Source organism: Pseudomonas sp. NPDC089752 (assembly GCF_044748725.1).
Taxonomy (GTDB): Bacteria; Pseudomonadota; Gammaproteobacteria; order Pseudomonadales; family Pseudomonadaceae; genus Aquipseudomonas.
This window is the reverse complement of record NZ_JBIVGP010000004.1, coordinates 278,245-300,026: the sequence shown is the minus strand read 5'-3', so window position 1 is coordinate 300,026 and position 21,782 is coordinate 278,245. Positions and strand designations below refer to the sequence as shown.

Annotated in this window: 20 protein-coding genes and 1 riboswitch; of the genes, 12 read left to right on the top strand and 8 right to left on the bottom strand. The window is 62.5% G+C overall.

What is annotated here, in order from left to right:
• Positions 1 to 235: 235 nt before the first annotated feature.
• A complete protein-coding gene (locus tag ACIPZF_RS08750; RefSeq protein WP_400797775.1) occupies positions 236 to 469 on the bottom strand; it encodes a hypothetical protein in 234 nt (77 codons plus the stop codon).
• 145 nt (positions 470 to 614) lie between these two features.
• On the opposite strand from ACIPZF_RS08750, the gene ACIPZF_RS08745 reads away from it, so the two are divergent.
• A complete protein-coding gene (locus ACIPZF_RS08745) occupies positions 615 to 1,199 on the top strand; it encodes a YajG family lipoprotein (RefSeq protein WP_400797773.1) in 585 nt (194 codons plus the stop codon).
• A gap of 185 nt (positions 1,200 to 1,384) precedes the next feature.
• On the opposite strand, the gene ACIPZF_RS08740 is transcribed toward ACIPZF_RS08745, so the two are convergent.
• Positions 1,385 to 1,591: a hypothetical protein gene (locus tag ACIPZF_RS08740; RefSeq protein WP_400797770.1), complete on the bottom strand. Its 207-nt coding sequence runs from the start codon at positions 1,589 to 1,591 to the stop codon at positions 1,385 to 1,387.
• Positions 1,592 to 1,750: 159 nt separating this feature from the next.
• Between ACIPZF_RS08740 and ACIPZF_RS08735 the strand changes: the two genes are divergently transcribed.
• Entirely contained in the window at positions 1,751 to 2,011 is a 261-nt protein-coding gene (locus ACIPZF_RS08735; protein ID WP_400797767.1) for a hypothetical protein, read from the top strand.
• 33 nt (positions 2,012 to 2,044) lie between these two features.
• On the opposite strand, the gene ACIPZF_RS08730 is transcribed toward ACIPZF_RS08735, so the two are convergent.
• Positions 2,045 to 3,211, bottom strand: a complete 1,167-nt coding sequence (locus ACIPZF_RS08730) for a 1-acyl-sn-glycerol-3-phosphate acyltransferase (protein WP_400797764.1) — start codon at positions 3,209 to 3,211, stop codon at positions 2,045 to 2,047.
• A gap of 124 nt (positions 3,212 to 3,335) precedes the next feature.
• On the opposite strand from ACIPZF_RS08730, the gene ACIPZF_RS08725 reads away from it, so the two are divergent.
• The 4 genes from ACIPZF_RS08725 to ACIPZF_RS08710 all read left to right on the top strand — a co-directional run bounded on the left by ACIPZF_RS08725 (position 3,336) and on the right by ACIPZF_RS08710 (position 5,428).
• A complete protein-coding gene (locus tag ACIPZF_RS08725) occupies positions 3,336 to 3,518 on the top strand; it encodes a CPXCG motif-containing cysteine-rich protein (protein ID WP_010225771.1) in 183 nt (60 codons plus the stop codon).
• Positions 3,518 to 3,778, top strand: coding sequence for a putative signal transducing protein (locus ACIPZF_RS08720; protein ID WP_400797761.1), 261 nt, complete (start codon positions 3,518 to 3,520; stop codon positions 3,776 to 3,778). The genes ACIPZF_RS08725 and ACIPZF_RS08720 overlap by 1 nt, the downstream gene beginning before the upstream one ends.
• A 15-nt stretch (positions 3,779 to 3,793) precedes the next feature.
• On the top strand, positions 3,794 to 4,414 hold the full coding sequence (locus ACIPZF_RS08715) for an SOS response-associated peptidase (protein WP_400797758.1): 621 nt from the start codon (positions 3,794 to 3,796) through the stop codon (positions 4,412 to 4,414).
• A 198-nt stretch (positions 4,415 to 4,612) separates the two neighbouring features.
• The gene (locus tag ACIPZF_RS08710) at positions 4,613 to 5,428 is read left to right on the top strand and encodes a M48 family metallopeptidase (RefSeq protein ID WP_400797755.1); all 816 of its coding nucleotides are present in this window, start codon (positions 4,613 to 4,615) and stop codon (positions 5,426 to 5,428) included.
• Between the two features lie 150 nt (positions 5,429 to 5,578).
• Here the strand turns inward: ACIPZF_RS08710 and ACIPZF_RS08705 are convergent, their stop codons facing one another.
• The 3 genes from ACIPZF_RS08705 to ACIPZF_RS08695 all read right to left on the bottom strand — a co-directional run bounded on the left by ACIPZF_RS08705 (position 5,579) and on the right by ACIPZF_RS08695 (position 8,441).
• Positions 5,579 to 6,163 carry a TMEM165/GDT1 family protein gene (locus ACIPZF_RS08705; protein WP_400797753.1) on the bottom strand — a complete coding sequence of 195 codons (585 nt, stop codon included), beginning with the start codon at positions 6,161 to 6,163 and terminating at the stop codon, positions 5,579 to 5,581.
• An 88-nt stretch (positions 6,164 to 6,251) separates the two neighbouring features.
• Positions 6,252 to 6,384, bottom strand: a riboswitch (yybP-ykoY riboswitch).
• A gap of 39 nt (positions 6,385 to 6,423) precedes the next feature.
• On the bottom strand, positions 6,424 to 7,422 hold the full coding sequence (locus ACIPZF_RS08700) for a methyltransferase (protein ID WP_400797750.1): 999 nt from the start codon (positions 7,420 to 7,422) through the stop codon (positions 6,424 to 6,426).
• Between the two features lie 53 nt (positions 7,423 to 7,475).
• Positions 7,476 to 8,441 (bottom strand): 2-hydroxyacid dehydrogenase, encoded by a 966-nt coding sequence (locus ACIPZF_RS08695; RefSeq protein ID WP_400797748.1) that lies wholly within the window; start codon positions 8,439 to 8,441, stop codon positions 7,476 to 7,478.
• A 161-nt stretch (positions 8,442 to 8,602) separates the two neighbouring features.
• Between ACIPZF_RS08695 and ACIPZF_RS08690 the strand changes: the two genes are divergently transcribed.
• The 3 genes from ACIPZF_RS08690 (at position 8,603) to ACIPZF_RS08680 (ending at position 13,893) form a co-directional block, all read left to right on the top strand.
• On the top strand, positions 8,603 to 10,285 hold the full coding sequence (locus tag ACIPZF_RS08690) for a fatty acid--CoA ligase (RefSeq protein WP_400797746.1): 1,683 nt from the start codon (positions 8,603 to 8,605) through the stop codon (positions 10,283 to 10,285).
• Between the two features lie 331 nt (positions 10,286 to 10,616).
• Positions 10,617 to 12,503, top strand: coding sequence for a DUF1302 domain-containing protein (locus ACIPZF_RS08685; protein ID WP_400797743.1), 1,887 nt, complete (start codon positions 10,617 to 10,619; stop codon positions 12,501 to 12,503).
• Positions 12,504 to 12,528: 25 nt separating this feature from the next.
• On the top strand, positions 12,529 to 13,893 hold the full coding sequence (locus ACIPZF_RS08680) for a DUF1329 domain-containing protein (RefSeq protein WP_400797740.1): 1,365 nt from the start codon (positions 12,529 to 12,531) through the stop codon (positions 13,891 to 13,893).
• A gap of 69 nt (positions 13,894 to 13,962) precedes the next feature.
• Here ACIPZF_RS08680 and ACIPZF_RS08675 read toward each other — a convergent pair whose 3' ends face one another.
• Both ACIPZF_RS08675 and ACIPZF_RS08670 read right to left on the bottom strand, forming a co-directional pair.
• Entirely contained in the window at positions 13,963 to 14,916 is a 954-nt protein-coding gene (locus ACIPZF_RS08675) for an HBL/NHE enterotoxin family protein (protein WP_400797738.1), read from the bottom strand.
• A 68-nt stretch (positions 14,917 to 14,984) separates the two neighbouring features.
• Entirely contained in the window at positions 14,985 to 16,088 is a 1,104-nt protein-coding gene (locus ACIPZF_RS08670; RefSeq protein ID WP_400797735.1) for an HBL/NHE enterotoxin family protein, read from the bottom strand.
• A gap of 420 nt (positions 16,089 to 16,508) precedes the next feature.
• Here ACIPZF_RS08670 and ACIPZF_RS08665 point away from each other — a divergent pair, with 420 nt between their 5' ends.
• The 3 genes from ACIPZF_RS08665 to ACIPZF_RS08655 all read left to right on the top strand — a co-directional run bounded on the left by ACIPZF_RS08665 (position 16,509) and on the right by ACIPZF_RS08655 (position 21,634).
• Positions 16,509 to 19,226 (top strand): LuxR C-terminal-related transcriptional regulator, encoded by a 2,718-nt coding sequence (locus ACIPZF_RS08665; protein ID WP_400797732.1) that lies wholly within the window; start codon positions 16,509 to 16,511, stop codon positions 19,224 to 19,226.
• A 111-nt stretch (positions 19,227 to 19,337) separates the two neighbouring features.
• The gene (locus tag ACIPZF_RS08660; RefSeq protein ID WP_400797729.1) at positions 19,338 to 20,945 is read left to right on the top strand and encodes a tetratricopeptide repeat protein; all 1,608 of its coding nucleotides are present in this window, start codon (positions 19,338 to 19,340) and stop codon (positions 20,943 to 20,945) included.
• On the top strand, positions 20,942 to 21,634 hold the full coding sequence (locus ACIPZF_RS08655; RefSeq protein ID WP_400797726.1) for a sensor histidine kinase: 693 nt from the start codon (positions 20,942 to 20,944) through the stop codon (positions 21,632 to 21,634). The genes ACIPZF_RS08660 and ACIPZF_RS08655 overlap by 4 nt, the downstream gene beginning before the upstream one ends.
• Positions 21,635 to 21,782: the final 148 nt, after the last annotated feature.

The window sequence follows — 21,782 nt, the reverse complement described above, 5'->3', positions numbered from 1 at the left end:
AGGGGACTGCGCGATGGCAACCCGCAGGTTCATGCAGTGCGAAGGGCCGGAAAAGCAGGCACGACAGCCGATGCAAGACCTGAGTGGAAGGCTCTCTGTGGGCGAAGCGGTGAAGGTGCCGGGGTCAAACGGCAAATGCGGGGCCCGATCAGGAGACGTCCTTATAATCGGGGGGAGATTATAGCGATGTCGCGGGCAGAAAGGTCGTTATTCGTGGTTTTTATTGCAGCGTTTGTCAGGCTGGCAGGGTGCGGCGCTGCCAATGGCGGTTTGCGCGGGTGCAAACCCGGGCGCTCGCGGGCAGTGGCCGACCCAGCCAGGCGAGGTGCACTTCTTCGACCTGCACCCAGCCGCTGCCTGCTGGCGGTTGGCTGCATTGCTTGAAAGCCAGGCAATTGCCGTCGCTGTCGAGGCGGGCATAGTGGCGGTGGCGCGGGCGTTGGAAGAGCAGGGTCCAGAGCGAGGCCATGGCAGTGAGTCCTGTGCGTTAGGGCTTGGCGCAAGGATAACGGTGCGGCCATGAAACGATTGTGACAGCAAGGCGAGGCCGATGACTGGTGCATGCCTGGCTAGGTATACTGCTGGCCTTTGCCGCCTTTTCTGGAGAAACGCGCATGTTGCAACGTTTGTTGTTCGGTTTGCTTGCCGTGGCCAGCCTCAGCCTGGTCGGTTGTGCCCACAGCCCGCAACAACTCAGCCCGCAACCCAAGCTCAACGCCCAGCTCGCCCCGGTCGGTCATGGTCAGCCGGTGGTGGTCAAGGTTGTCGACGGTCGGGCTTCGCAGTCGCTGGGCACTCGTGGTGGCATGTACCCCGAGACCAGCACCATCAGCGTCAGTGGCAACGATATCGTGCCCAAGGTGCAGGCCCAGGCTGAAGCCGCAGTGCGACTGCTCGGCTTCACCCCGACGCCCAATGCCTACAACGCGCCACAGTTGACCGTGACCCTGGCGGAACTTAAGTACCAGTCGCCCAAGGACAACATGTACGTGACCGAAGCCACCATCGGCGCTACGTTCCGTGCTGATGTGTCGAACGCCAACCGCCGTTACAGCGGCCGCTACGGTGCTTCGCTGGACCAGCGTTTTGGCATGGCGCCGAACCAGGAAACCAACACCAAGCTGGTCAGTGACGTGTTGAGCGATGCTCTGACCCGCCTGTTCAAAGATCCGACCATCGGCCAGGTACTGGGCGAGTAAGTCGTTAGCTGTAGATGAAAACCCGCTGCCTGGCGCCAAGCAGCGGGTTTTTTTATTGGCCGTGCCGGCCTCTTCGCGGGCAAGCCCGCTCCCACAGGTTTATCTTCACCCCTGAAACTTGTGGGGTACCTGTGGGAGCGGGCTTGCCGAGACGTCGGACCGCCCGCGAAGAGGCCCTAGAAAGTTCATGCAGCTTCGATGTGGAAGTCCAGCAAGCTGACGCCCGTCAGCAGGTCCACTTCCGGCAAATGTTCGTGCACATGCCCGCCCAGCGCACAGTAAACCAGCCACCGGCGGTCCTGAACGTTGATGGCGAAACCATCGATCAACGCCTGCTGCTCATCGCTCTGGGCAACGAGATAGAGGCGGTCCTGGTTTTCGGCGTGCAGCATGAAAGAGCTCCGGTTCGAGAAAGGCCGACAGGGTGGCCTGTTCTGATGACGTGCTCATGACAGATGAAATTTAGTGACATTTTGTCGCCAAATCCGAGCGCCAAGGGCGGTCTTCGGTAGAATGCCGGCCTTCGCTGTCGTTTAAACCGAGGTTGCGTGATGTCGTTGCAAGTGCTCTGGGGTTTCCTGGCCGCCCACCCGACCAAGCTGATCAATCTGCTGGCATTGCTGATGACCTGCCCAGGCGGGCTGCTGGTGCACAGCGCGCGGCGTCGCGAGGCCATCAGTCGTGAAAGCCTGGCAATGGACGAAGGGGTAGTGGATGCGTTCGACCAGCGGGTGCCGCGCTACTACTACATCCTCGGTTTTTCCTGCCTGGCCATGGCGTTGCTGCTGTCCTGGTTCAGTACCTGGATCTGACCAGTGAGGGGCCGCAAGGCGGCCCCTGCATGATCAGGCAACCGGCGCCTGCTGCTTGACCTGATACTGGTTGCGCACCGGCGTCGCGTATTGCAACACCAGGTACGGGCGCTGCTCTTCAGGGCAGGCGTCCAGGCGGCGCTGCCATTCTTCCTTGGCCTTGGCCAGCTCATCGGCCGGGAACACCTTCTCGGCGCTTGGCACCTGCAGGGCCTCGTCCTTCTCGCCCCACATCGCATAGGCCAGGTAGTGCACCGGGAACAACCGGTAGCCACCGAGGATCTGGCGATCGATCTCCTGAGCCAGCTGCTTGGTGTCATCGAAGAACTCGGTCACTGGCGGCGCGAAGTGGATGTGCACGCGGCCCTTGTAGCCGGTGATGCCCTTGGCGATGCTGTTGTCGTCTTCGCCCGGCGCTTTCTTGTAGGTGCCGGTGGTGGCGCGTATGTACAGCTCGCGCGCCTTGGCCTGGTCGCAAGGGTCGTATTCGTAGCTGATCGATACCGGCGTCAGGTTCAGGCCCTGGATCACCGCGCCGAACGGCTCGTCCTTGCGGCTCATGTGGAACATCTTGAGGATCGCCGAATCGGTGCGATCATCCCCATCCTTGGCGCGGCCTTCGGCCTGGGCGATCCAGATCGAGGCGCTGTCGTTGCGGATGGAGTGGTTGATGTAAGCCGAGAGCAGCTGGTAGGCCGCGAGTTTTTCACGACGACCGCTCAGCGAGCGGTGCACGATGAAGCTCTTGTTCAGGCGCATCATGTCGCTGACGAACGGCTTTTGCAGCAGGTTGTCGCCAATGGCGATGCGCGGCGTCGGCAGGCCGGCGTGGTACACCGCGTAGTTGACGAAGGCCGGGTCCATGACGATGTCGCGGTGGTTGGCCAAAAAAAGGTAGGCGGTACCGGACTTGAGCTGCTCGACGCCGGTGTAGGTGACGCCGTCGGTGGCCCGATCGATGGTCTGGTCGACGTAATATTCGACCTTGTCCTGCAGGGTGGAAACGCAGGTGACCCCGGCGAATTCCTTGCGCAGGCGGCGGGCGATCAGCGGCTTGAGCAGCCAGCCGAAGGTGCCGGCAGCGCGGGGGAAGCGGAAGTGGGTGAGGATATCGAGGAATGCCGGGTCGCTGAGCAGGCGTGCCAGAACGGCAGGGACCTCAGCGTCGTCGTATGGTCGGATGGCATCGAATTCGCCCATCATGCTCTCTTGTTGGAAACGGCTAGGGTAATAGATAGGGTCGGGGTCCGAAAAACGGCTCGAACACACACGGGCCCTGTAAACAGACCGGCAATTATACGCACAAGTCACCCCGGAGGCCGCGATGCTGGAAACTGCGATCTACGATTGCCCCTATTGTGGTGAAGAAGTCGAGACTACGGTGGACCTGTCCGGAGGCGACCAAGAGTACATCGAAGACTGCCAGGTATGCTGTAAGCCTATCCGCTTCGTGCTGCAGGTTCATGGCGAGGAATGGATGCTCGATGTGTACGGTGAGAACGACTGATGCAACGAATCTACGATCCGGAAAACCTGCTTGAGGCGCAAATGCTGATCGGCATGCTGGCCAGCGAGGGCATCGACGTGCACCTGGTCGGCCGCGACCTGATGGGCGGCGTTGGCGAGTTGCCGATGCAAGGTTTGCTCGGCCTCGCCGTGGCCGACGAGCAGGCCGGTTACGCACGGCAGCTGATCGATGCGTACAATGGCGCCCAGCCGCTTGCCGGCGACGAACCGGAGAGTTATCCCGGTACCTTGATCTGCTAGGTTTTGATTTCGCCCATGTGTGGACGCTACGCCCTGTTTCGCTGGCCCCAGGAGCTGGCAAGCCTGCCAGGCTTTCCGGTCGGCCAGCCGGCGCAATGGAATATCTCGCCCGGCGCCTCGGTGCTGATCCAGCGCCAGCTCGATGGCCAGATGCAGCTGGCCAAGGCCCGTTGGGGGCTGACCCCGGCCTGGCTCACCGACCTTTCCCGCACCCCGGCCCATGCCCGTGCCGAAACCCTGGCCGAACAGCCCATGTTCCGTGAAGCGTTGCGCCTGCGTCGCTGCCTGATGCCGGCCAACGGCTTTTATGAATGGCGCGGCACGGTGCGCAAGCGGCCCTATTGGCTGACGCCAGGGGAGGGGTCATCGCTGTATTTTGCCGCCGTGTGGGAAGCCTACCCGGTGCAGGACCAGGTGTGGTTGAGCTGCGCGGTCGTGACCCAGGCTGCGATGAATCAGCGTCGGCCGTTGATCCTCGATGAGGCGGGGCGGGCAGCATGGCTAGACCCTGAAACGCCGTTGCCGCGCTTGCACGAACTGTTGGCCAGCCCCCCGGCCACACTGCGTGAGCGGGCACTGGCGAATTTCGTCAATGATCCCAAGCTGGATGCGCCGGAGTGCCTGACGCCGGCCTGATGCGTTGCCTGTGCCGGCCCCTTCGCGGGCAAGCCCGCTCCCACAGGTTCTCCACTGCTTTCAGGCTCAATGGAATACCTGTGGGAGCGGGCTTGCCCGCGAAGAGGCCGGTATATAAAAAGAAATCTTCCCTGCGGCTATGGCAGGTAACAGGCGACTCGGCCTAGGATACGGCGCATGTAAAAAGGGAGTGTTTTCATGCGTAAGTCTTTTGTCGTCAGCCTATTGAGCGCTGGCATCCTGCTGGCAGGTTGCCAGGCGGTGAATACCACCAGCGGCGGTGCTGTCGGCGTCGAGCGCAAGCAGTACATGTTCAGCATGCTCTCGACCGATGAGGTCAACCAGATGTACGCCCAGTCTTACCAGCAGACCCTTGGCGAGGCGTCGAGCAAGGGCGTGCTGGACAAGTCCAGCGCCGATGCCAAGCGCGTGCAGGTCATTGCCGACCGCCTGATCGCCCAAGCGCCGAAATTCCGCCCGGATGCCGCGCAATGGCAGTGGGAAGTCAACGTCATCAAGAGCGACGAGCTCAATGCCAACTGCGGCCCGGGCGGCAAGATCATCGTGTACACCGGCCTGATCGACCAGCTCAAGCTCACCGACGCCGAAATTGCCGCGGTGGTAGGCCACGAAATCGCCCACGCCCTGCGTGAACACAGCCGTGAAGCCATGTCCAAGGCCTATGGCGTGGAAATGGCCCGCCAGGGCGCAGGTGCGCTGTTTGGCCTTGGCCAGAGCAGCATTGCCTTGGCCGACCAGGTGGTGAACTACGCCATGACTTTGCCCAACAGCCGCGCCAACGAGAACGAAGCCGACCTGATCGGCCTTGAACTGTCGGCGCGTGCCGGCTATGACCCGAATGCCGCGATCACCTTGTGGAACAAGATGAGCAAGGCTTCCGAAGGCGCGCCGCCCGAGTTCATGAGCACCCACCCGGCGTCCGAAAGCCGGATTGCCTCGTTGCAGGCGGCGATTCCGAAGGTGATGCCGCTGTACCAGGCCGCCAAGAAGTAAGGGAATGCGGGCTGCTGTGCAGCCCTCTCCGGCCAGCCGGAAACAGGACCCAGTGGGAGCGGCTTCAGCCGCGAACACCGGCGCAGCCGGTGCCATGCACAGCGTCGCTTGCTTCGCGGCTAAAGCCGCTCCCACAATCTCGGTTCTCAGTTACCCCACCCACCCACTGCTTTTCATCGCCGAGTAGACGGCGACGAGCGCCAGCACGATGAACGCAGCCGCCGCCAGTCGGCGAATCAGCGTCAACGGCAGTTTGTCAGCGGCGAAGTTGCCCGCCAGCACCACCGGCACGTTGGCGATCAGCATGCCCAGGGTGGTGCCGATGATGACCATGATCAGGTGCGGATACTGTGCAGCCAGCATCACCGTGGCCACCTGGGTCTTGTCACCGATCTCGGCCAGGAAGAACGCGATCAGCGTGGTCAGAAACGGGCCGAAGCGGCGCGCGGGGTTTTCGTCGTCATCCATCTTGTCCGGCACCAGCGTCCACAAGGCCGTGGCGGTGAAGCTGGCGGCGAGAATCCAGTGCAGCATGGTTTCGCTAAAGAACCCGCCGACCCAGGCACCCACGGCACCCGCAGCGGCATGGTTGGCCAGTGTGGCGGCGACGATGCCGGCGATGATCGGCCAGGGTTTGCGGAAGCGGGCAGCCAGAATGAGTGCGAGCAGTTGCGTCTTGTCGCCGATTTCGGCAAGGGCGACGATCGCAGTGGGGATTAGCAGAGATTCCAGCATCAGGGTTCCTACGGGGGCGGGTCGACACGGCTATGACACGTACAGCCTTCCCGCCCCGGGTAAGGTGTGCGTGTCATAGGTCTTGTCAAACCCTGGATCCGTCTGTGCGGATCTTGCTCATCAGAGCTGGGTCGCACGCGCCATGGCCTGTGGGCCAAGTGTGTTGACGCGTGCCGGGCAAGCTGGGTGCTTGCGGGAGACTACTCCCCTAGGACGGAGCGGATTCTGCCTAGCCGAAACGCTTTCGGCAAGCCCTGTTTTTATCCGCGTGTTGCCCGGTAGATGCGAAAGCCATCGGCCTCGGCACGGGTCTGGCAGTTGCCAAGCGCCCCTTCGATCAAGGGCTGATAACGCAGGAAGCTGTTGGCAACCAAGCGCATTTCGCCACCTTTTCGCAGATGTTGGCCTGATTTTTTCAGCAAGTTTTCTGATGCCTGGTAGTTGGTGTGCACCCCGGTGTGAAACGGGGGGTTACTCAGGATCAGGCTCAGGTTTGTGGGCGCGGCATCGATCCCGTCGCCACTGATGACTTCTCCTACCAGGTTGTTCGCTTCCAAGGTCAGACGGCTGGCGGCCACGGCGAAGGCGTCCACGTCCAGCATCGTGACCTGGCTCTGTGGATAACGGCGCTTGACCGTGGCACCCAGCACTCCAGCCCCGCAGCCGAAGTCCAGCACGTGGCCGACCGGCAGATCGTCCAAGTGCTTGAGCAACAGCGCCGTACCGCGGTCGAGGCGGCCATGGCTGAACACCCCGGGCAGGCTGACGACCTGTAATGGGCCATCTTCAAGGTCGAGCTCGAAGCGTTCGGCCAGGCTTACCAGCGGTTTGGCTTCGGGCGCGTTGTCCACGGTGACCTGCCACAACTGGCAATGCCGTGCGCTGTCCAGCTTGCGCGGCTTGCCAAAGGCTTGCAGCTGCTTGGCCGCGCCTTCGATCCCGCCGCGCTTTTCGCCAACCAGATACAGTTCGCGGCCGGCCAGTCGCGAAGCCAGGGCGTTGAGCAGGTAGGCCGCCAGTTCTCGCGACTTGGGCAGGAACAGTACCGCTGCTTCGAACGCGACTGGCGGCACCTCGACGCCATAATGGCTGCGCCCGGCAAAGCGAGCGTCAAGGATGGCCTGGTCGCCCGCATGCCAGGTCCAGCCATGGGCCTGGGGCAGTTGGCCAAGCAGGTCGTCGGCGGGGGCGCCGGCAATCAGCAGCGGACCCTGGAACAGGTCCGCCTGGCGGAGCAATACTTCACTGCGCGGGTCCATGGACGACGCCTCCTGAAAAAAGTCGCGCAGTGTAGCAGAGCCAGCCTTACCGCTCAGCTGACCACGCGGCGTGGCTGGCCGGCGAAGAAGGCCTGAGCGTTTTCGCTGAGCTGGCCGACGATGCGCTGGCGCGACTCCACGGCACCCCAGGCGCTGTGCGGGGTGATGATCAGGCGCGGGATATCCCCGGCCAACAGCGGGTTGCCATGGACCGGCGGTTCAACGCTGAGCACATCGGTCGCGGCGCCGCCGAGGTGGCCGTTACGCAACGTGTCGGCCAGGGCCTGTTCGTCGATCAATCCGCCGCGGGCGGTATTGACCACCAGCGCGCCGGGCTTGAGCAGGGCCAGTTCGCGGGCACCGATCATGTGCCGGGTGTGCTCGTTGAGCGGGCAATGCAAGGTCAGGGCGTCGACCTGCGGCAGCAGATCTTCCAGCGGCAGGCGATCGTCACGCGCAGGGCGGCCGGGGATCTGCCCGCTCAGCACGCGCATGCCGAAGGCTTCGGCCAGCCGCGCGACGGCGCCGCCCAGTTCGCCATGACCGAGCAGGCCCAGGGTCTTGCCCTCCAGTTCAACGATGGGGAAATCCAGCAGACAGAACTGGCTGGCCTTGGCCCATTGCCCGTCGGTCACCGCCTGGTTGTAATCGCACAGGCGCGTGGCCAGGGCCAGCAGCAGGGCGAGGGTGTGCTGGGCCACCGATGGGGTGCCGTAGCCCTGGCAGTTGCAGACGGTGATGCCTTGGGCGCGAGCGGCTGCCAGGTCGACATTGTTGGTGCCGGTGGCGGCCACCAGGATCAGCTTGAGCTGCGGGTTGGCCGCCAGCGCCTCGGCATCGAGCATGACCTTGTTGCTGACCACGGCCACGGCGCCCTGCAAGCGATCGGCCACCTGGTCAGGGCGGGTGGCATCGAACAGCACGAACTCATCGAACTGGCTTCGCAGCGGAGATAGATCGAGGTCGCCAAGATCAAGGGATTGGTGATCGAGAAACACGGCGCGACGCGGGCTGGGCATCAGTAGGGCTCCGTTGGCAGGGCAGGGATGATCCATCCCCCGAACAATGCCACTCATACCTCTCACAGCCAAATCATTCCTTCGGCTGATTTGACCGTCACATTGGCGAACTACAGTAGATCCCAGACTTGTTCGGCTCGCTTTCCAGATAAGGGATACCCATGTTGCAGACCCGCATCATCAAGCCCGCCGAGGGCGCCTACAGCTTCCCTCTGTTGATCAAACGCCTGCTGATGTCCGGCAGCCGCTACGAAAAGACCCGCGAGATCGTCTACCGCGACCAGTTGCGGTTGACTTATCCACAGCTCAACGAGCGCATCGCTCGCCTGGCCAACGTGCTGACCGAAGCCGGGGTCAAGGCCGGTGACACCGTGGCCGTGATGGATTGGGACAGCCACCGCTACCTGGAATGCATGTTCGCCATCCCGATGATCGGCGCGGTGGTGCACACCATCAACGTGCGCCTTTCACCCGAACAGATCCTCTACACCATGAACCATGCCGAAGACCGCTTCGTGCTGGTCAACAGCGACTTCGTAGGGCTCTACCAGGCCATCGCCGGGCAATTGACCACGGTCGACAAGACTCTGCTGCTGACCGATGGCCCGGACAATGCCGCCGAACTGCCGAACCTGGTGGGCGAGTACGAACAGCTGCTGGCGGCGGCCAGCCCGCACTACGACTTCCCCGATTTCGACGAGAACTCGGTGGCCACCACCTTCTACACCACCGGTACCACGGGTAACCCCAAGGGCGTCTATTTCACCCACCGCCAGCTGGTGCTGCACACCCTGGCCGAGGCTTCGGTGACCGGCAGCATCGACAGCGTGCGCCTGCTCGGCAGCAACGATGTATACATGCCGATCACGCCGATGTTCCACGTGCATGCCTGGGGCATCCCGTATGCGGCCACCATGCTCGGCATGAAGCAGGTGTACCCGGGGCGCTACGAGCCGGACATGCTGATCAAGCTGTGGCGCGAAGAGAAGGTCACCTTCTCGCACTGCGTACCGACCATCCTGCAGATGCTGCTCAACTGCCCAAGCTCCCAGGGCCAGGACTTCGGCGGCTGGAAGATCATCATCGGCGGCAGCGCGCTCAACCGCTCGCTCTATCAGGCCGCGCTGGCCCGTGGCATTCAGTTGACCGCCGCGTATGGCATGTCCGAGACCTGCCCGCTGATCTCGGCCGCGCATTTGAACGACGAACTGCAGGCCGGCAGCGAGGACGAACGCGTTACCTATCGCATCAAGGCCGGCGTGCCGGTGCCGTTGGTGGAGGCGGCGATCGTCGATGGCCAGGGCAATTTCCTCCCGGCCGACGGCGAAACCCAGGGCGAGCTGGTGCTGCGTGCGCCCTGGCTGACCATGGGCTACTTCAAGGAGCCGGAAAAAAGCGAGGAGCTGTGGCAGGGCGGCTGGCTGCACACCGGTGACGTCGCCACCCTCGACGGCATGGGTTACATCGATATCCGCGACCGCATCAAGGATGTCATCAAGACTGGCGGCGAGTGGCTGTCTTCGCTGGACCTGGAAGATTTGATCAGCCGTCACCCCGCCGTTCGCGAAGTGGCCGTGGTAGGCGTCGCCGATCCGCAGTGGGGCGAACGTCCATTTGCTCTGCTGGTGGTGCGCGAAGGGCAGGTAGTCGATGCCAAGGCGCTGAAGGAACACCTCAAGCCTTTCGTCGAAGAAGGCCACATCAACAAGTGGGCGATTCCCAGCCAGATCGCCGTTGTTACAGAAATTCCCAAGACCAGTGTAGGAAAACTCGACAAAAAGCGTATCCGCCAAGACATCGTTCAATGGCAGGCCAGCAACAGCGCGTTCCTTTCCACGTTGTAACCGCGCTGCGGGTCGTGACCCTCGGAACACGACCCGCAGGCCAGAGCGGTCGGCGCCTTGCCAAACGGCAAAAATGCGCCATGCTTCTGCCTTGCCAACGCGCTACCCGGGACCACGCCGGGGCGAATTGGCGGCCAGTGTGCAAATCACACTTTAGAGGGATCAAGCACCTAGGTCTGCTGGCTATAGTCGGGGCCAGGGGATTTTCAGGAATGGGGGAGGGCGACACGCGCAACACGTGTCGCCGCGGGTGAAAACCCGCATACCGGTCTTTCGGGCCGTTCTTGAAAGGACTCACTGCCATAACAAAAAAGTACATGGAGTAGCGTCGATGAAATCTGCACACCCGTTCTGGCGTCGGGCCAAGTTGCCCTTGGCCGTCAGCCTTGCTTCCACGCTTGCAAGTCCTGCTTTCGCGGTCAGTTTCAACATCGGGGAAATCGAAGGCCAGTTCGATTCGTCGCTCTCTGTCGGGGCCAGCTGGTCGACCGCCAACCCGAACAAGAACCTCATCGGGGTCAACAACGGCGGCAAGGGCCTGTCGCAAACCTCCGACGATGGCCACCTCAACTTCAAGAAGGGTGAAACCTTCTCGAAGATCTTCAAGGGCATCCATGACCTCGAGTTGAAGTACGGCGACACCGGCGTGTTCGTGCGTGGCAAGTACTGGTACGACTTCGAACTGAAGGACGAAAGCCGCGAGTTCAAGGACATCAGCGACTCCAATCGCAAGGAAGGCGCCAAGTCCTCCGGGGCCCAGCTGCTCGACGCCTTCGTGTACCACAACTACTCGATCGGCGATCAGCCAGGCTCGGTACGCTTCGGCAAGCAGGTGGTCAGCTGGGGTGAAAGTACCTTCATCGGCGGCGGCATCAACTCGATCAACCCGATCGACGTGGCCGCCTTCCGCCGCCCTGGTGCCGAGATCAAGGAAGGCCTGATCCCGGTCAACATGTTCTACATCTCGCAGAGCCTCACCGACAACCTGTCGGCCGAGGCCTTCTACCAGATCGAGTGGGACCAGACCGTCGTCGACAACTGCGGCACCTTCTTCTCGCAGCCCGACATCATCGCCGACGGCTGCACCGACAACCTGCGCGTGCTCAACAGCAGCCGCACGGTGCCAGCAGCGGCCCAGGGCTTCCTGGCCACCCGTGGCGTGAACATCAACGAAGAAGGCGTGATGGTCGCCCGTGGCGCCGACCGCGACGCCCGTGACAGCGGCCAGTTCGGCGTGGCCATGCGTTACATGTTCGAGCCGCTGGATACCGAATTCGGCGCCTACTTCATGAACTACCACAGCCGCGCCCCGATCTTCAGCGCCACCGGCGCCGCGCCGTCGGTGTTTGCCGGCCTGAGCCAGCTGCCACCGCAGCTGCGTGCCCTGGCCCCACTTATCGTGGCAGGCAACTCGAAGTACTTCGTCGAATACCCTGAAGATATCCGCCTGTATGGCCTGAGCTTCTCCACCACCTTGCCTACCGGTACCGCGTGGAGCGGTGAACTCAGCTACCGGCCGAATGCCCCGGTGCAGTTGAACACCACCGACATCCTGTTCGCCGGCGTGCGCCCGATCGGGGGCGCACTGAGCAATGCTTCGCTGCTCACCGGCACCCCAGGCCAAGACCTGCACGGTTATCGCCGCAAGGAAATCACCCAGTTCCAGACCACCTTGACGCACTTCTTCGACCAGGTGATGGGCGCCAGCCGCATGACTGTGGTGGGCGAAGTGGGCGTGACCCACGTCGGTGGCCTGGAAAACGCGCACGAAACCCGCTACGGCCGCGACCCGGTATTCGGCCCAGGCCCGCTGCCAGCCACCGGTGGCGCCGACACCTGCCAGGCGCTCAATGCCAGCACCATCGCTGGCGCCGGGGCCGGTGCCTCGACCGCCAACCTGAACCGCAAGTGCGAAAACGACGGCTACACCACCAGCACCTCCTGGGGTTATCGCGCCCGGGTCATCTGGGACTACAACGACGTGTTCGCCGGGGTCAACCTCAAGCCCAACGTGGCCTGGTCGCATGACGTATCCGGCTACTCGCCAGGCCCTGGCGCCAACTTCGAGGAAGGCCGCAAGGCCATCAGCCTGGGCCTGGACGCCGAGTACCAGAACACCTACACCGCAAGCCTGTCGTACACCAACTTCTTCGACGGCAAGTACAGCACCGTGGATGATCGCGACTTCGTCGCCCTCAGCTTCGGCGTGAACTTCTAAGCACACAGATCCAGGACGAGACGACATGAACAAGACCAGAAGTCTGCTGCAAGCCGGTGTACTGGGCCTGTCCCTGCTGGCGACCAGCGTCATGGCTGCGGTTTCCGCCGATGAAGCGGCCAAGCTGGGCAGTACCCTGACCCCGATGGGCGCGGAAAAGGCCGGTAATGCCGATGGCTCCATCGGCCCGTGGCAACCGCTGTCGACCACTGCCGGCACAGCCGATGCCCGGGGCTTCCTCTCCGACCCTTATAGCAGCGAGAAGCCGCTGTTCACCATCACTGCGCAGAACGTCGACCAGTACAAGGACAAGCTGTCACCGGGCCAGGTGGCGATGCTCAAACGCTACCCGGACACCTTCAAGATCCCGGTGTACAAGACCCACCGTGGCGCCACCGTGCCGGATGATGTGTTCGCCGCCATCAAGAAAAACGCCACTGCGACCACGCTGGTCGAAGGCGGCAACGGCCTGAACAACTTCCAGACCGCTATTCCGTTCCCAATCCCGAAAAGCGGCCTCGAAGTCATCTGGAACCACATCACCCGTTACCGCGGCGGCAGTGTCAGTCGCCTGGTGACCCAGGCCACGCCTCAGCAGAACGGCTCGTTCAGCCTGGTGTATTTCTCGGACCAGTTCGTCTTCCGCGACAAGATGAAGGACTACGACCCGAGCAACCCTGGCAACATCCTGTTCTACTTCAAGCAGGAAGTGACCGCGCCTGCACGCCTGGCCGGGACCGTGTTGCTGGTCCACGAAACCCTCGACCAGGTGAAGGAACCGCGCAAGGCGTGGATCTACAACGCCGGCCAGCGCCGCGTGCGCCAGGCACCGCAAGTGTCGTACGACGGCCCAGGCACCGCCGCCGACGGCCTGCGTACCTCGGACAACCTGGACATGTACAACGGTGCACCGGACCGTTATGACTGGAAGCTCGAAGGCAAGAAGGAGATGTACATTGCCTCCAACGCCTACAAGCTCGACGATCCGAAGCTCAAATACGGCGACATCATCAAGGCCGGGCATATCAACCAGGACCTGGCCCGTTACGAGCTGCGTCGGGTCTGGCATGTGGTCGCCACGCTCAAGCCAGGCCAACGCCACATTTACGCCAAGCGTGACTTCTACATCGACGAAGACACCTGGCAGGCTGCGGTGATCGACCAATATGACGGCCGTAACCAGCTGTGGCGCGTTTCCGAGGCGCATGCTCAGGATTACTACAACAAGCAGGTGCCGTGGTACACCCTGGAAGCCATCTATGACCTGCAGTCGGGCCGCTACCTGGCGCTGGGGATGAAGAACGAAGAGAAAAAGTCCTACGACTTCGGCTTCACTGCCAGCAAGGCCGACTTCCAGCCGGCAGCGCTGCGTCAGTCGGGTATTCGTTAACCGCTAGTGCATGACTCCGTGTGATCTCCCAGAACGCCCCGGCTTGCCGGGGCGTTTGCGTTGCACAGCCTAGGAAAGCCTGCCGATGTTTGCCTGCACTTCTTGCCAGTCGGCGATGGCGGCGTCCAGTTGCGCGCTGGCGAACGCACCCGATACAGCGGACGAATCGATTGCCTGCTGCAGTTGCTGCAACTGGCTTTGCAGCGCCTGGGTGCCGGCGAGCGTTGCGTTGACGCCAGCGCCCATCTGATCGACCGCTGCCAGGTAGTTGGACAATGCCGGCAACAACGCCTGCAAGTACGCCGCTTCCTGCCCGTTTGCCGCCTGGTCGGCGCGAATGCGATTCAGCTGGTCGGTGACACCGCTGATGTTGGATACCAGCGAATCGATTTCGCGGGCGAGCAGGGCCGCCAGCGGCCCCATCAGCCAGTACCATTTGGCACGATTACGTGCGGCATCGAGCTGGGACTGCAGGCCGGCGATCTGCTGGGCGAGCACCGCCGATTGATTGCGATCGGTCTCAAGGCGCTGGCTGATCTGTGTGGCATCGCCATTGAGATCGGCCGATGCACTGTGCAACTGCGCAAGGTATTGGCCAAGCCCTTGGGTGACGGCGTTGAGGGAGAACACCGGGCCGGCCAGTTGCTGCTCAAGCGCGGCCACTTGAGCCACGGCTTGCACGCGGGCTTGCGCATTACCCTCGTTCATGGCCTGGAACAGCTGGCGTAGTGCAGGCGCGTCACGGTTGATGAACTGATCGCCGAACCCTTGCAGTTGCTGCATGGCGGCCAGCAGGGGTGGCCGGTATTGCGTGGGCCAGGCGGCCGCCAGTTGCTTGAGCTCAATGATGTGCTGCGCCAGGCCGGGCACGCATGCGTAGTTCAGCTCAGGCATCTGGCTGATACTGGCGGACAGCTGGTCAAGCGGTGTGAGCAGGCTGCTGACGGCCAAAGTGCCATGCACGATCGCGGGCACGCTGAATGCCGACAGCGTAGCGCTGTCGAAACGTTGCATCAGAGTCATGTCGTTCCCCTGGTGAAGCGATGAAGGTAGTGAGGAACGCGCCGGTCAAGCCGGCGCGCAAACGCTCTTCAGGCGGCCGCTGAGGTAGGGATGTTCTCGACGACGGAAAGCGGAACGGGGGCTGGGTTGATCATGTCCTGCACCTTGCGCGCCTGGGTGGCCATGTCGTCCCAATCACTGCAGGCGGCATTGAGCTGTGCGGTGAGGAACGCGCTGTCGACATCGGTGGACTGCACTTGTTTGATCAGCGTGTCCAGGCTGCTGATCAGGGTCTGCCAGGACGATTCCATGGCATTGAGTGCGCCGATGGCGTTGCTGATCTGTTGGTTCAACGTGCCCAGTTGACCCTTGGCATGTGTCATCAGCACGATTTCCGCCTGGTCTGCGGCAAGTTTCTCCGCCGCCTCCTTGTATTTTTTCATGTTGCTGGAGTAGTCCACCGAACCGTAGATGGTCACGGCCACACCACCCGCCACCACGACCCCTCCCGCCACGATCAGGCCGGTGGAAAGACCGGCGCTGGGGATTTCGGCAAGAACGCCCACTGCGATCATCAGCACCCCGACCACTGCACCGGTGGCACCTGCGGCGATCATGGTCAGGTCGTTGTTCATGGCTTTCTGGCGTGCGGCCATTTCCGCCTGCAGTTGAATGATCTCGCCATTGTCGCCGGCCAGTTTCTGGGTCAGCGTGTCGATATCAGTGGCAAATGCCGAGAAATCGACCGAGAAGTTCTTGCGGAAATCGTCCACGGACTGGTTGGCCAGCACCGCGTTGGATTTTTGTGTGTTTGCGGCGGTCTGCAACAGTTGCAGGCCCTCGACCACTGTCTTGCGAGCCGTGGGGTCCGTGTTGACGTTGGCGGCCGCCTTGAGCAGCGGGGCCAGGTAGGCATTGAACTGGTTGGAGAAACCGACCACGCCGCCAATGCTGCCGATCAACGCCGGCTGCAGCGTATTGATCCAGAGGTTGGCATGGTCACGTGCGGTCTGCTGGTGCTTGGCCATTTCCGGCATCGCCGGCACATCCATGTTGGCTTGTTGCAGAATGGCCGTGCAGGCGCCATTGACCAGCGAACCGGCCGAAGCGGTCTGGTTGATGGCGTCGTTGTGGTCGTCGGTCAGCAGAATGCTGTTGGTGAAGAGCGGGCGCAGCTGTTGTACGTTGGTCATCTTTCTTTCCTTGAGAGAGCTAACGATTTTCAAGGGGCGTGGCTTGCCACAGGTGCTGGCGCACTGAATCAAGAACGCTCCCTGCCTTCTTGCAGCGACTGCGCGGGATCGTCGTCGTTGACAGTCCCGAAGTGATGCCTGAATGACATCACGGAGCCAGCGTAGACCTGGCGGAGGACGATCGCGAATCGATTGGTCGCCAATTCACGGGTAGCCGACGGAAGGGCAGGCGCGCGGAGTGGGAGGCACGATAAATCCGATGAATACCTCATCAAACTTCACCCGAGCCCGGTGATCATCAGCGTTGTTGCTTTTTGTCGCAGTCTTTGCCAGGGCATTTGCGCCCATCATCTTCAAATGCGCCGCGTTAACCGCTAGTCTCGCAAGCATCCATATCGCCGCAATCAGAACGAGCCGGCCATGACAGATTTGTCCCGTACGCATGGATTCGCCAGCCAGGCCTTGGGCCTGCTGGACGGGCGTTTCTTCCGACCACCCCTGCCGGACGGTCACGTGCCGCGCGCGCGCTTGTGCCAGCGCCTGCAAGCCGGCCTCGGCGGGCGCCTGTTGCTGGTCAATGCACCGGCAGGCTTTGGCAAAAGCTCCCTGGCCATCGAGTTCTGTGAGGCCCTGCCCGGCCACTGGCGCAGCCTCTGGCTTGGTCTGAGCCAACGCGATGCCGACCCCGGGCGCTTCCTCGAGCGCTTGCTCGAAGGCCTGCAGCAATATTGTCCTGCGCTGGGCGGCCAGGCTCTGGGCCTGCTGAAAATGCGCCAGCGCCACCAGCCTTTCGCTTTCGAGGAGTGGCTCGACGGTTTGCTCGACGAGCTGGCGTTGTACCTGCAGGCCGATACACCTTTGCTGCTGGTGCTGGATGACTATCACCTGGCCCAGGGGCCGGTGCTTGACCGCTGCCTGCAGTTTTTCCTCAACCATCTGCCAGGGGGCCTGGTGCTGCTGGTCACCAGCCGTCAACGGCCTGACTGGCACCTGGCACGGCTGCGCCTGTCGCGCCAGTTGATCGAACTGAATGAACAGGACTTGCGGCTGACGCCGGACGAAGCCTTGGCCGTCATCGGTCGACAACCTACAGGTTTGCGCGGCCAAGCCCTGGACAACCTGATCCAGCGCAGCGACGGCTGGGTGGCCGGGCTGCGCTTCTGGCAACTGGCTGCCAGCGAATCCGGCGATGAACATGCCCTGCCGCAAGCCCTGCATGGTGGCGAGGGGTTGATTCGCGATTACCTGCTCGAAGAAGTCATCGATATCCTGCCGATCGAGGTGCAGGCGTTCCTGTTCGACACCGCTTGCCAGGAGCGCTTCTGCGCGGCGTTGTGCGATGCGCTGCGCGAGCGCGAGGACAGCGCCGCCATCCTGCACTACCTGCAGGCTCACCAGGTGTTTCTGGTGCCGCTCGACGAGCACGGCCGCTGGTACCGCTACCATCACCTGTTTTCCGACCTGTTACGCAGCCGCCAGTCCAGCGAACCGCAAGCGCGCTTGCACTTGCGCGCCTGCCGCTGGTTTCAGGCCCAGGGGCTGCTCGACGAAGCGGTGGAGCAGGCCTTGCGGGCCGGCCATCTGGACGTTGCCGCCAACCTCGTGCAGAGCTTGTCGGAGGAGCAACTGCTGGCCGAGCAGAACGTCGGCATGCTGCTGCGCTGGAAGATGGACCTGCCCGACAGCCTGTTGATCAGCACGCCACGCTTGATCGTGCTCTATAGCTGGGCGCTGGGCCTGGCCTGCCAACTGGATGCCGCTGAAGAACTGGCAAGCTACCTCAGCCGCTTTCTGCCAGCCCCTTCGGCCACGGCGCAAAAATCCATGCTGGCGCAATGGTTGGCGCTGACCGGGGTGATCGCCCGAGGTCGCGGGGATCGTGAGCGCACGCTGGCCTATTGCGGCGAGGCGCTGCAGAGCTTGCCCAGCAAACGTTACGGCCAGCGCCTGGTGTGCCTCTCGACGCTATCCAATCTGGCCATCGCCGACGGCGACTTCTGGCGCGCACGGGGCTGGAACCGCGAAGCGCTGGAGCTGGCCCAGCGGGTCGGCAACCCGTTGTTCGAAGCCTTGGCCCATTATGACCGTGCGCGGGTGTTGCATGCCCGCGGAGAAGCGTTGCGCGCGCTGGACGAAGTGCGCCAGGGGCTGCAACGGCTGCAGGGGCTTTCTGCACAGCGGCTGTACGCCGTGCGTGCGCGGCTGACCCTGTACGAAGGCTATCTGCTGGTGGCGCGTCTGCAACCTGCGCAGGGGCGTGCGCGCTTGCGCGCTGGGCTGGGTGAAGCACGCGCCTGTCGTGATATCAGTGTGCTGATCGGCCACTGCGTGATCGCCGCGCTTGACGGCCGAGAAGGTCATTATGCCGAGGCGTTCGCGGAACTGGCCGAGGCCGAGCGGCTGATGCATATCTGGGACGTGCCGCCGATTTTCTATCTGGCCATGATCACCTTGGTGAAATGTGAATTGTGGCTGGCCCAGGGCCGCACCGATCTGGCCGAATCCTGGTTGCTGCGTCTGGGCCAGACCTACGGCGGCGATCAACCTGCCGCAGCGCCTGAATTCCATCCACTGCTGCCTTTGCATATTGCCTTGCAACAGGCGTTGCTGGAGCGCATCCAGGGGCGCAGCGATGACGCAGTCACACGCCTGCGTGGGCTGGTAGAGCGTGGGCAGGCCAGCGGCGGCATGATGCTGAGCCTGAGCGCGTTATGCCAATGGGTCGTCCTGTGTCTGGAGCAAGGGCGTGAAGCACAGGCTGTCGAATTGTTGCCCATGGCCCTGGCTGCGGCCCAGGGAGGGGTGATGCAACCTTTCCAGCAGCTGATCGAGCGCCATCCGCTATGGTTGCGCGAACACCTGCTCGTGCGGCCTGCCTGCAAGGTCCAGCTTGACCTGCTGACGCATCTGCCTGAGCAGGCCGCGCCGAGCAGCGGCTCAGGTGAAGTCTTGAGTGGGCGCGAGCTGGCCGTGCTCGAGTTGATCGCCCAGGGCTGTTCCAACCAACAGATCAGCGAGCGCCTGTTCATCTCCCTGCACACCGTCAAGACCCATGCCAGCCACATCAACAGCAAACTGGGTGTGGAGCGGCGCACTCAGGCAGTTGCACGGGCCAAATCCTTGGGTTTGCTGGCCTGATTTCGACGCTGCATTGCCTGCCCTCATCTTTCCCGACCAGTGGCCGATACAGCGAACGGCGATCTGCATCGCCCCAGGCCACCCTCCCATCATCCAGTACAGGTCGTATTGATGCTGCAGTACGGGCAAAAGAGCTTTTTGATCGTCGATGACTTCACCGACTTTCGCACCTCGACGCGCTCCATGCTGCGCGAACTGGGGGTGCGTGAGGTCGATACTGCCGATAGCGGTGAGCAGGCCCTGCGCATGTGCGGGCAGAAACGCTATGACTACATTCTTCAGGACTTCCACCTCGGAGACGGCAAGAAGAATGGCCAGCAAGTGCTCGAGGACCTGATCCTCGACAAGCTGATCAGCCATGAGTGCGTGTTCATCATGGTCACCGCCGAGAGCAGTCAGGCCATCGTGCTCAGTGCCCTGGAGCACGAGCCCGATGCGTATCTCACCAAACCCTTCAACCGGGTTGGCCTGGCCCAGCGCCTGGACAAGCTGACGCAACGCAAGACCTTGCTCAAGCCGATCCTTCAGGCGCTGGACCGCGGCCGCCCGGCCGAAGTGCTGGCCGCCTGCGCCGAGCTGTGCAAGAAAGACCCGCGTTTCGCCCCCCTGTGCCTGCGTTATCGCGCCGATGCCCTGCGTGACCTCAACCGCTTCGACGAGCTGGAAAAGTTCCTCAAGGGCATTCTCGCCAGCCGTCCGCAGCCTTGGGTATATGCGGCCTTGGGCAGCCTGATGCACAAGCGTGGGCAGAATGCCCAGGCCCAGGGCGTCTATGAACAGGCGCTGAAGGCGTTCCCGATCATGCCGAGTCTCTACGATGGCATGGCCGATGTGCTGGTGGCGCAGGGTGAGACCAAGCGCGCGCAGAACATGCTTGAAGAGGCGGTGCGGCTGTCGCCCCTGGCGGTACGCCGACAGGCCGCGCTGGGCAAGCTGGCGCTGGACAACGAAGACTTCGAGAGCGCTTCCAAGGCCTTCCGCCACGCCGTGAACCAGGGCCAGAGTTCGCGCTACAAGGATGCCGAGAGCAACCTGGGGTTGGTGCAGGCATTGATGAACAAGAATGCCGGCTTCGGCCTGGATGCGCGGACCCGGGTCGAGATCAACACGGTGCTCAGCGAGGTGGCCAAGGACAATGTCGAGGACCAGGGGCTGCAAGTGCGCGCGCGCCTGATGAAAGCCGCCAGCCTGCAGCAGGCCGGCGACCCCGAGACCGCCGCCAAGCTCACCGAACAGGCCCTGCAGCGGCTGGACAAGATGGACCAGTTCTTCTCGGTCGAAGCCGCCCTGACCGTCGCCAAACAGCTGCAGTCGCTTGGCCAGGAAGCCGCCGGAGGCACCATCCTCAAGGGCTGTGTGGAAACTTACGGCGATGACCCCAAAGTCATGCAGAGCGTGGCCAAACTGACCGATGACCCGACGGTGCTCGGTGCCGTCACCGAAGCGGTCGACCTCAATCGCCAGGGCGTGCGCAGCTACCAGGCTGGGCAGCTCAACGAAGCTTTGCAGATGTTCCGCAAGGCGCTGTCGTTGCAACCCAAGAACATCAGCATTGCCCTCAACACGGCCCAGGCGCTTTTGCGCATCGGTGGCGAAGCCACGCCAGCGGCGATCCTGCAGGAGTGTCGCAACTGCCTGACCAGTGTGGCGGGGATTCCAGCCAGCGACAGTCGTTATGACCGCTACCGCAAACTGCACATCAAGGTTTTCGGCGCATGAGCCAGGACAATCAGGGGCTGGATTTTTCCACGGTGATCGCCTCCACCGTGCACGACCTGAAGAACTCGTTGTCGGCGCTGATCCAGTCCCACGACCAGTGGTTGGCCCGTCTGCCCGAAGAATTGCGCAGCGGCCCCGAGCAAGGGGTGATCGAGCACGAGTTCCGCCACCTCAACGGCATGCTCGTGCAGATGCTTGGGCTGTACAAATTGGGCGTCAATCAGTTGCCGGTGTGCCCGGATTACCACGAACTCGAAGACTTCATCGAAGCGCAGCTGGCGGCCCATCAGCAGGTGCTCGAACACAACGACATTCTCGCCACCTGGCGTATCGACAGCGAAAATCCATTGGGTTTCTTCGACCGTGAACTGGTCGCTTCGGTGATCGCCAATGTGGTCACCAACGCTACCCGCTATGCCGGGCACGCGTTGTTGATCAGCATCGAGGAAGAGAACGAGCAGCTGGTGATCAGCGTCAACGATGATGGGCCCGGGTACCCGGCACGCATGCTCGAGCGGCAGCAGGATTACGTGCAGGGCATTGATGCGCAGAGCGGCAGCACTGGGCTTGGGTTGTATTTCGCGGCGCGGATCGCGGCGCTGCATGAACGTGATGGGGTGCGGGGGCGGATCGAGATTGCCAATGGTGGGGCGCTGGGGGGGGGGTTGTTTAGGTTGCATTTGCCTTAAATAGCGTGTCACTACTTTCTTGTTATAAATCGATACGTTACATAACGACGCATAAGTGAACCGTTCCATTGCGCTGTAGGAAAACTCTGATAGAGAGGAAAAGGGCTTTTATGCCCTTTCTTCGAGCTTGTCACGCTGGTAGTAATTA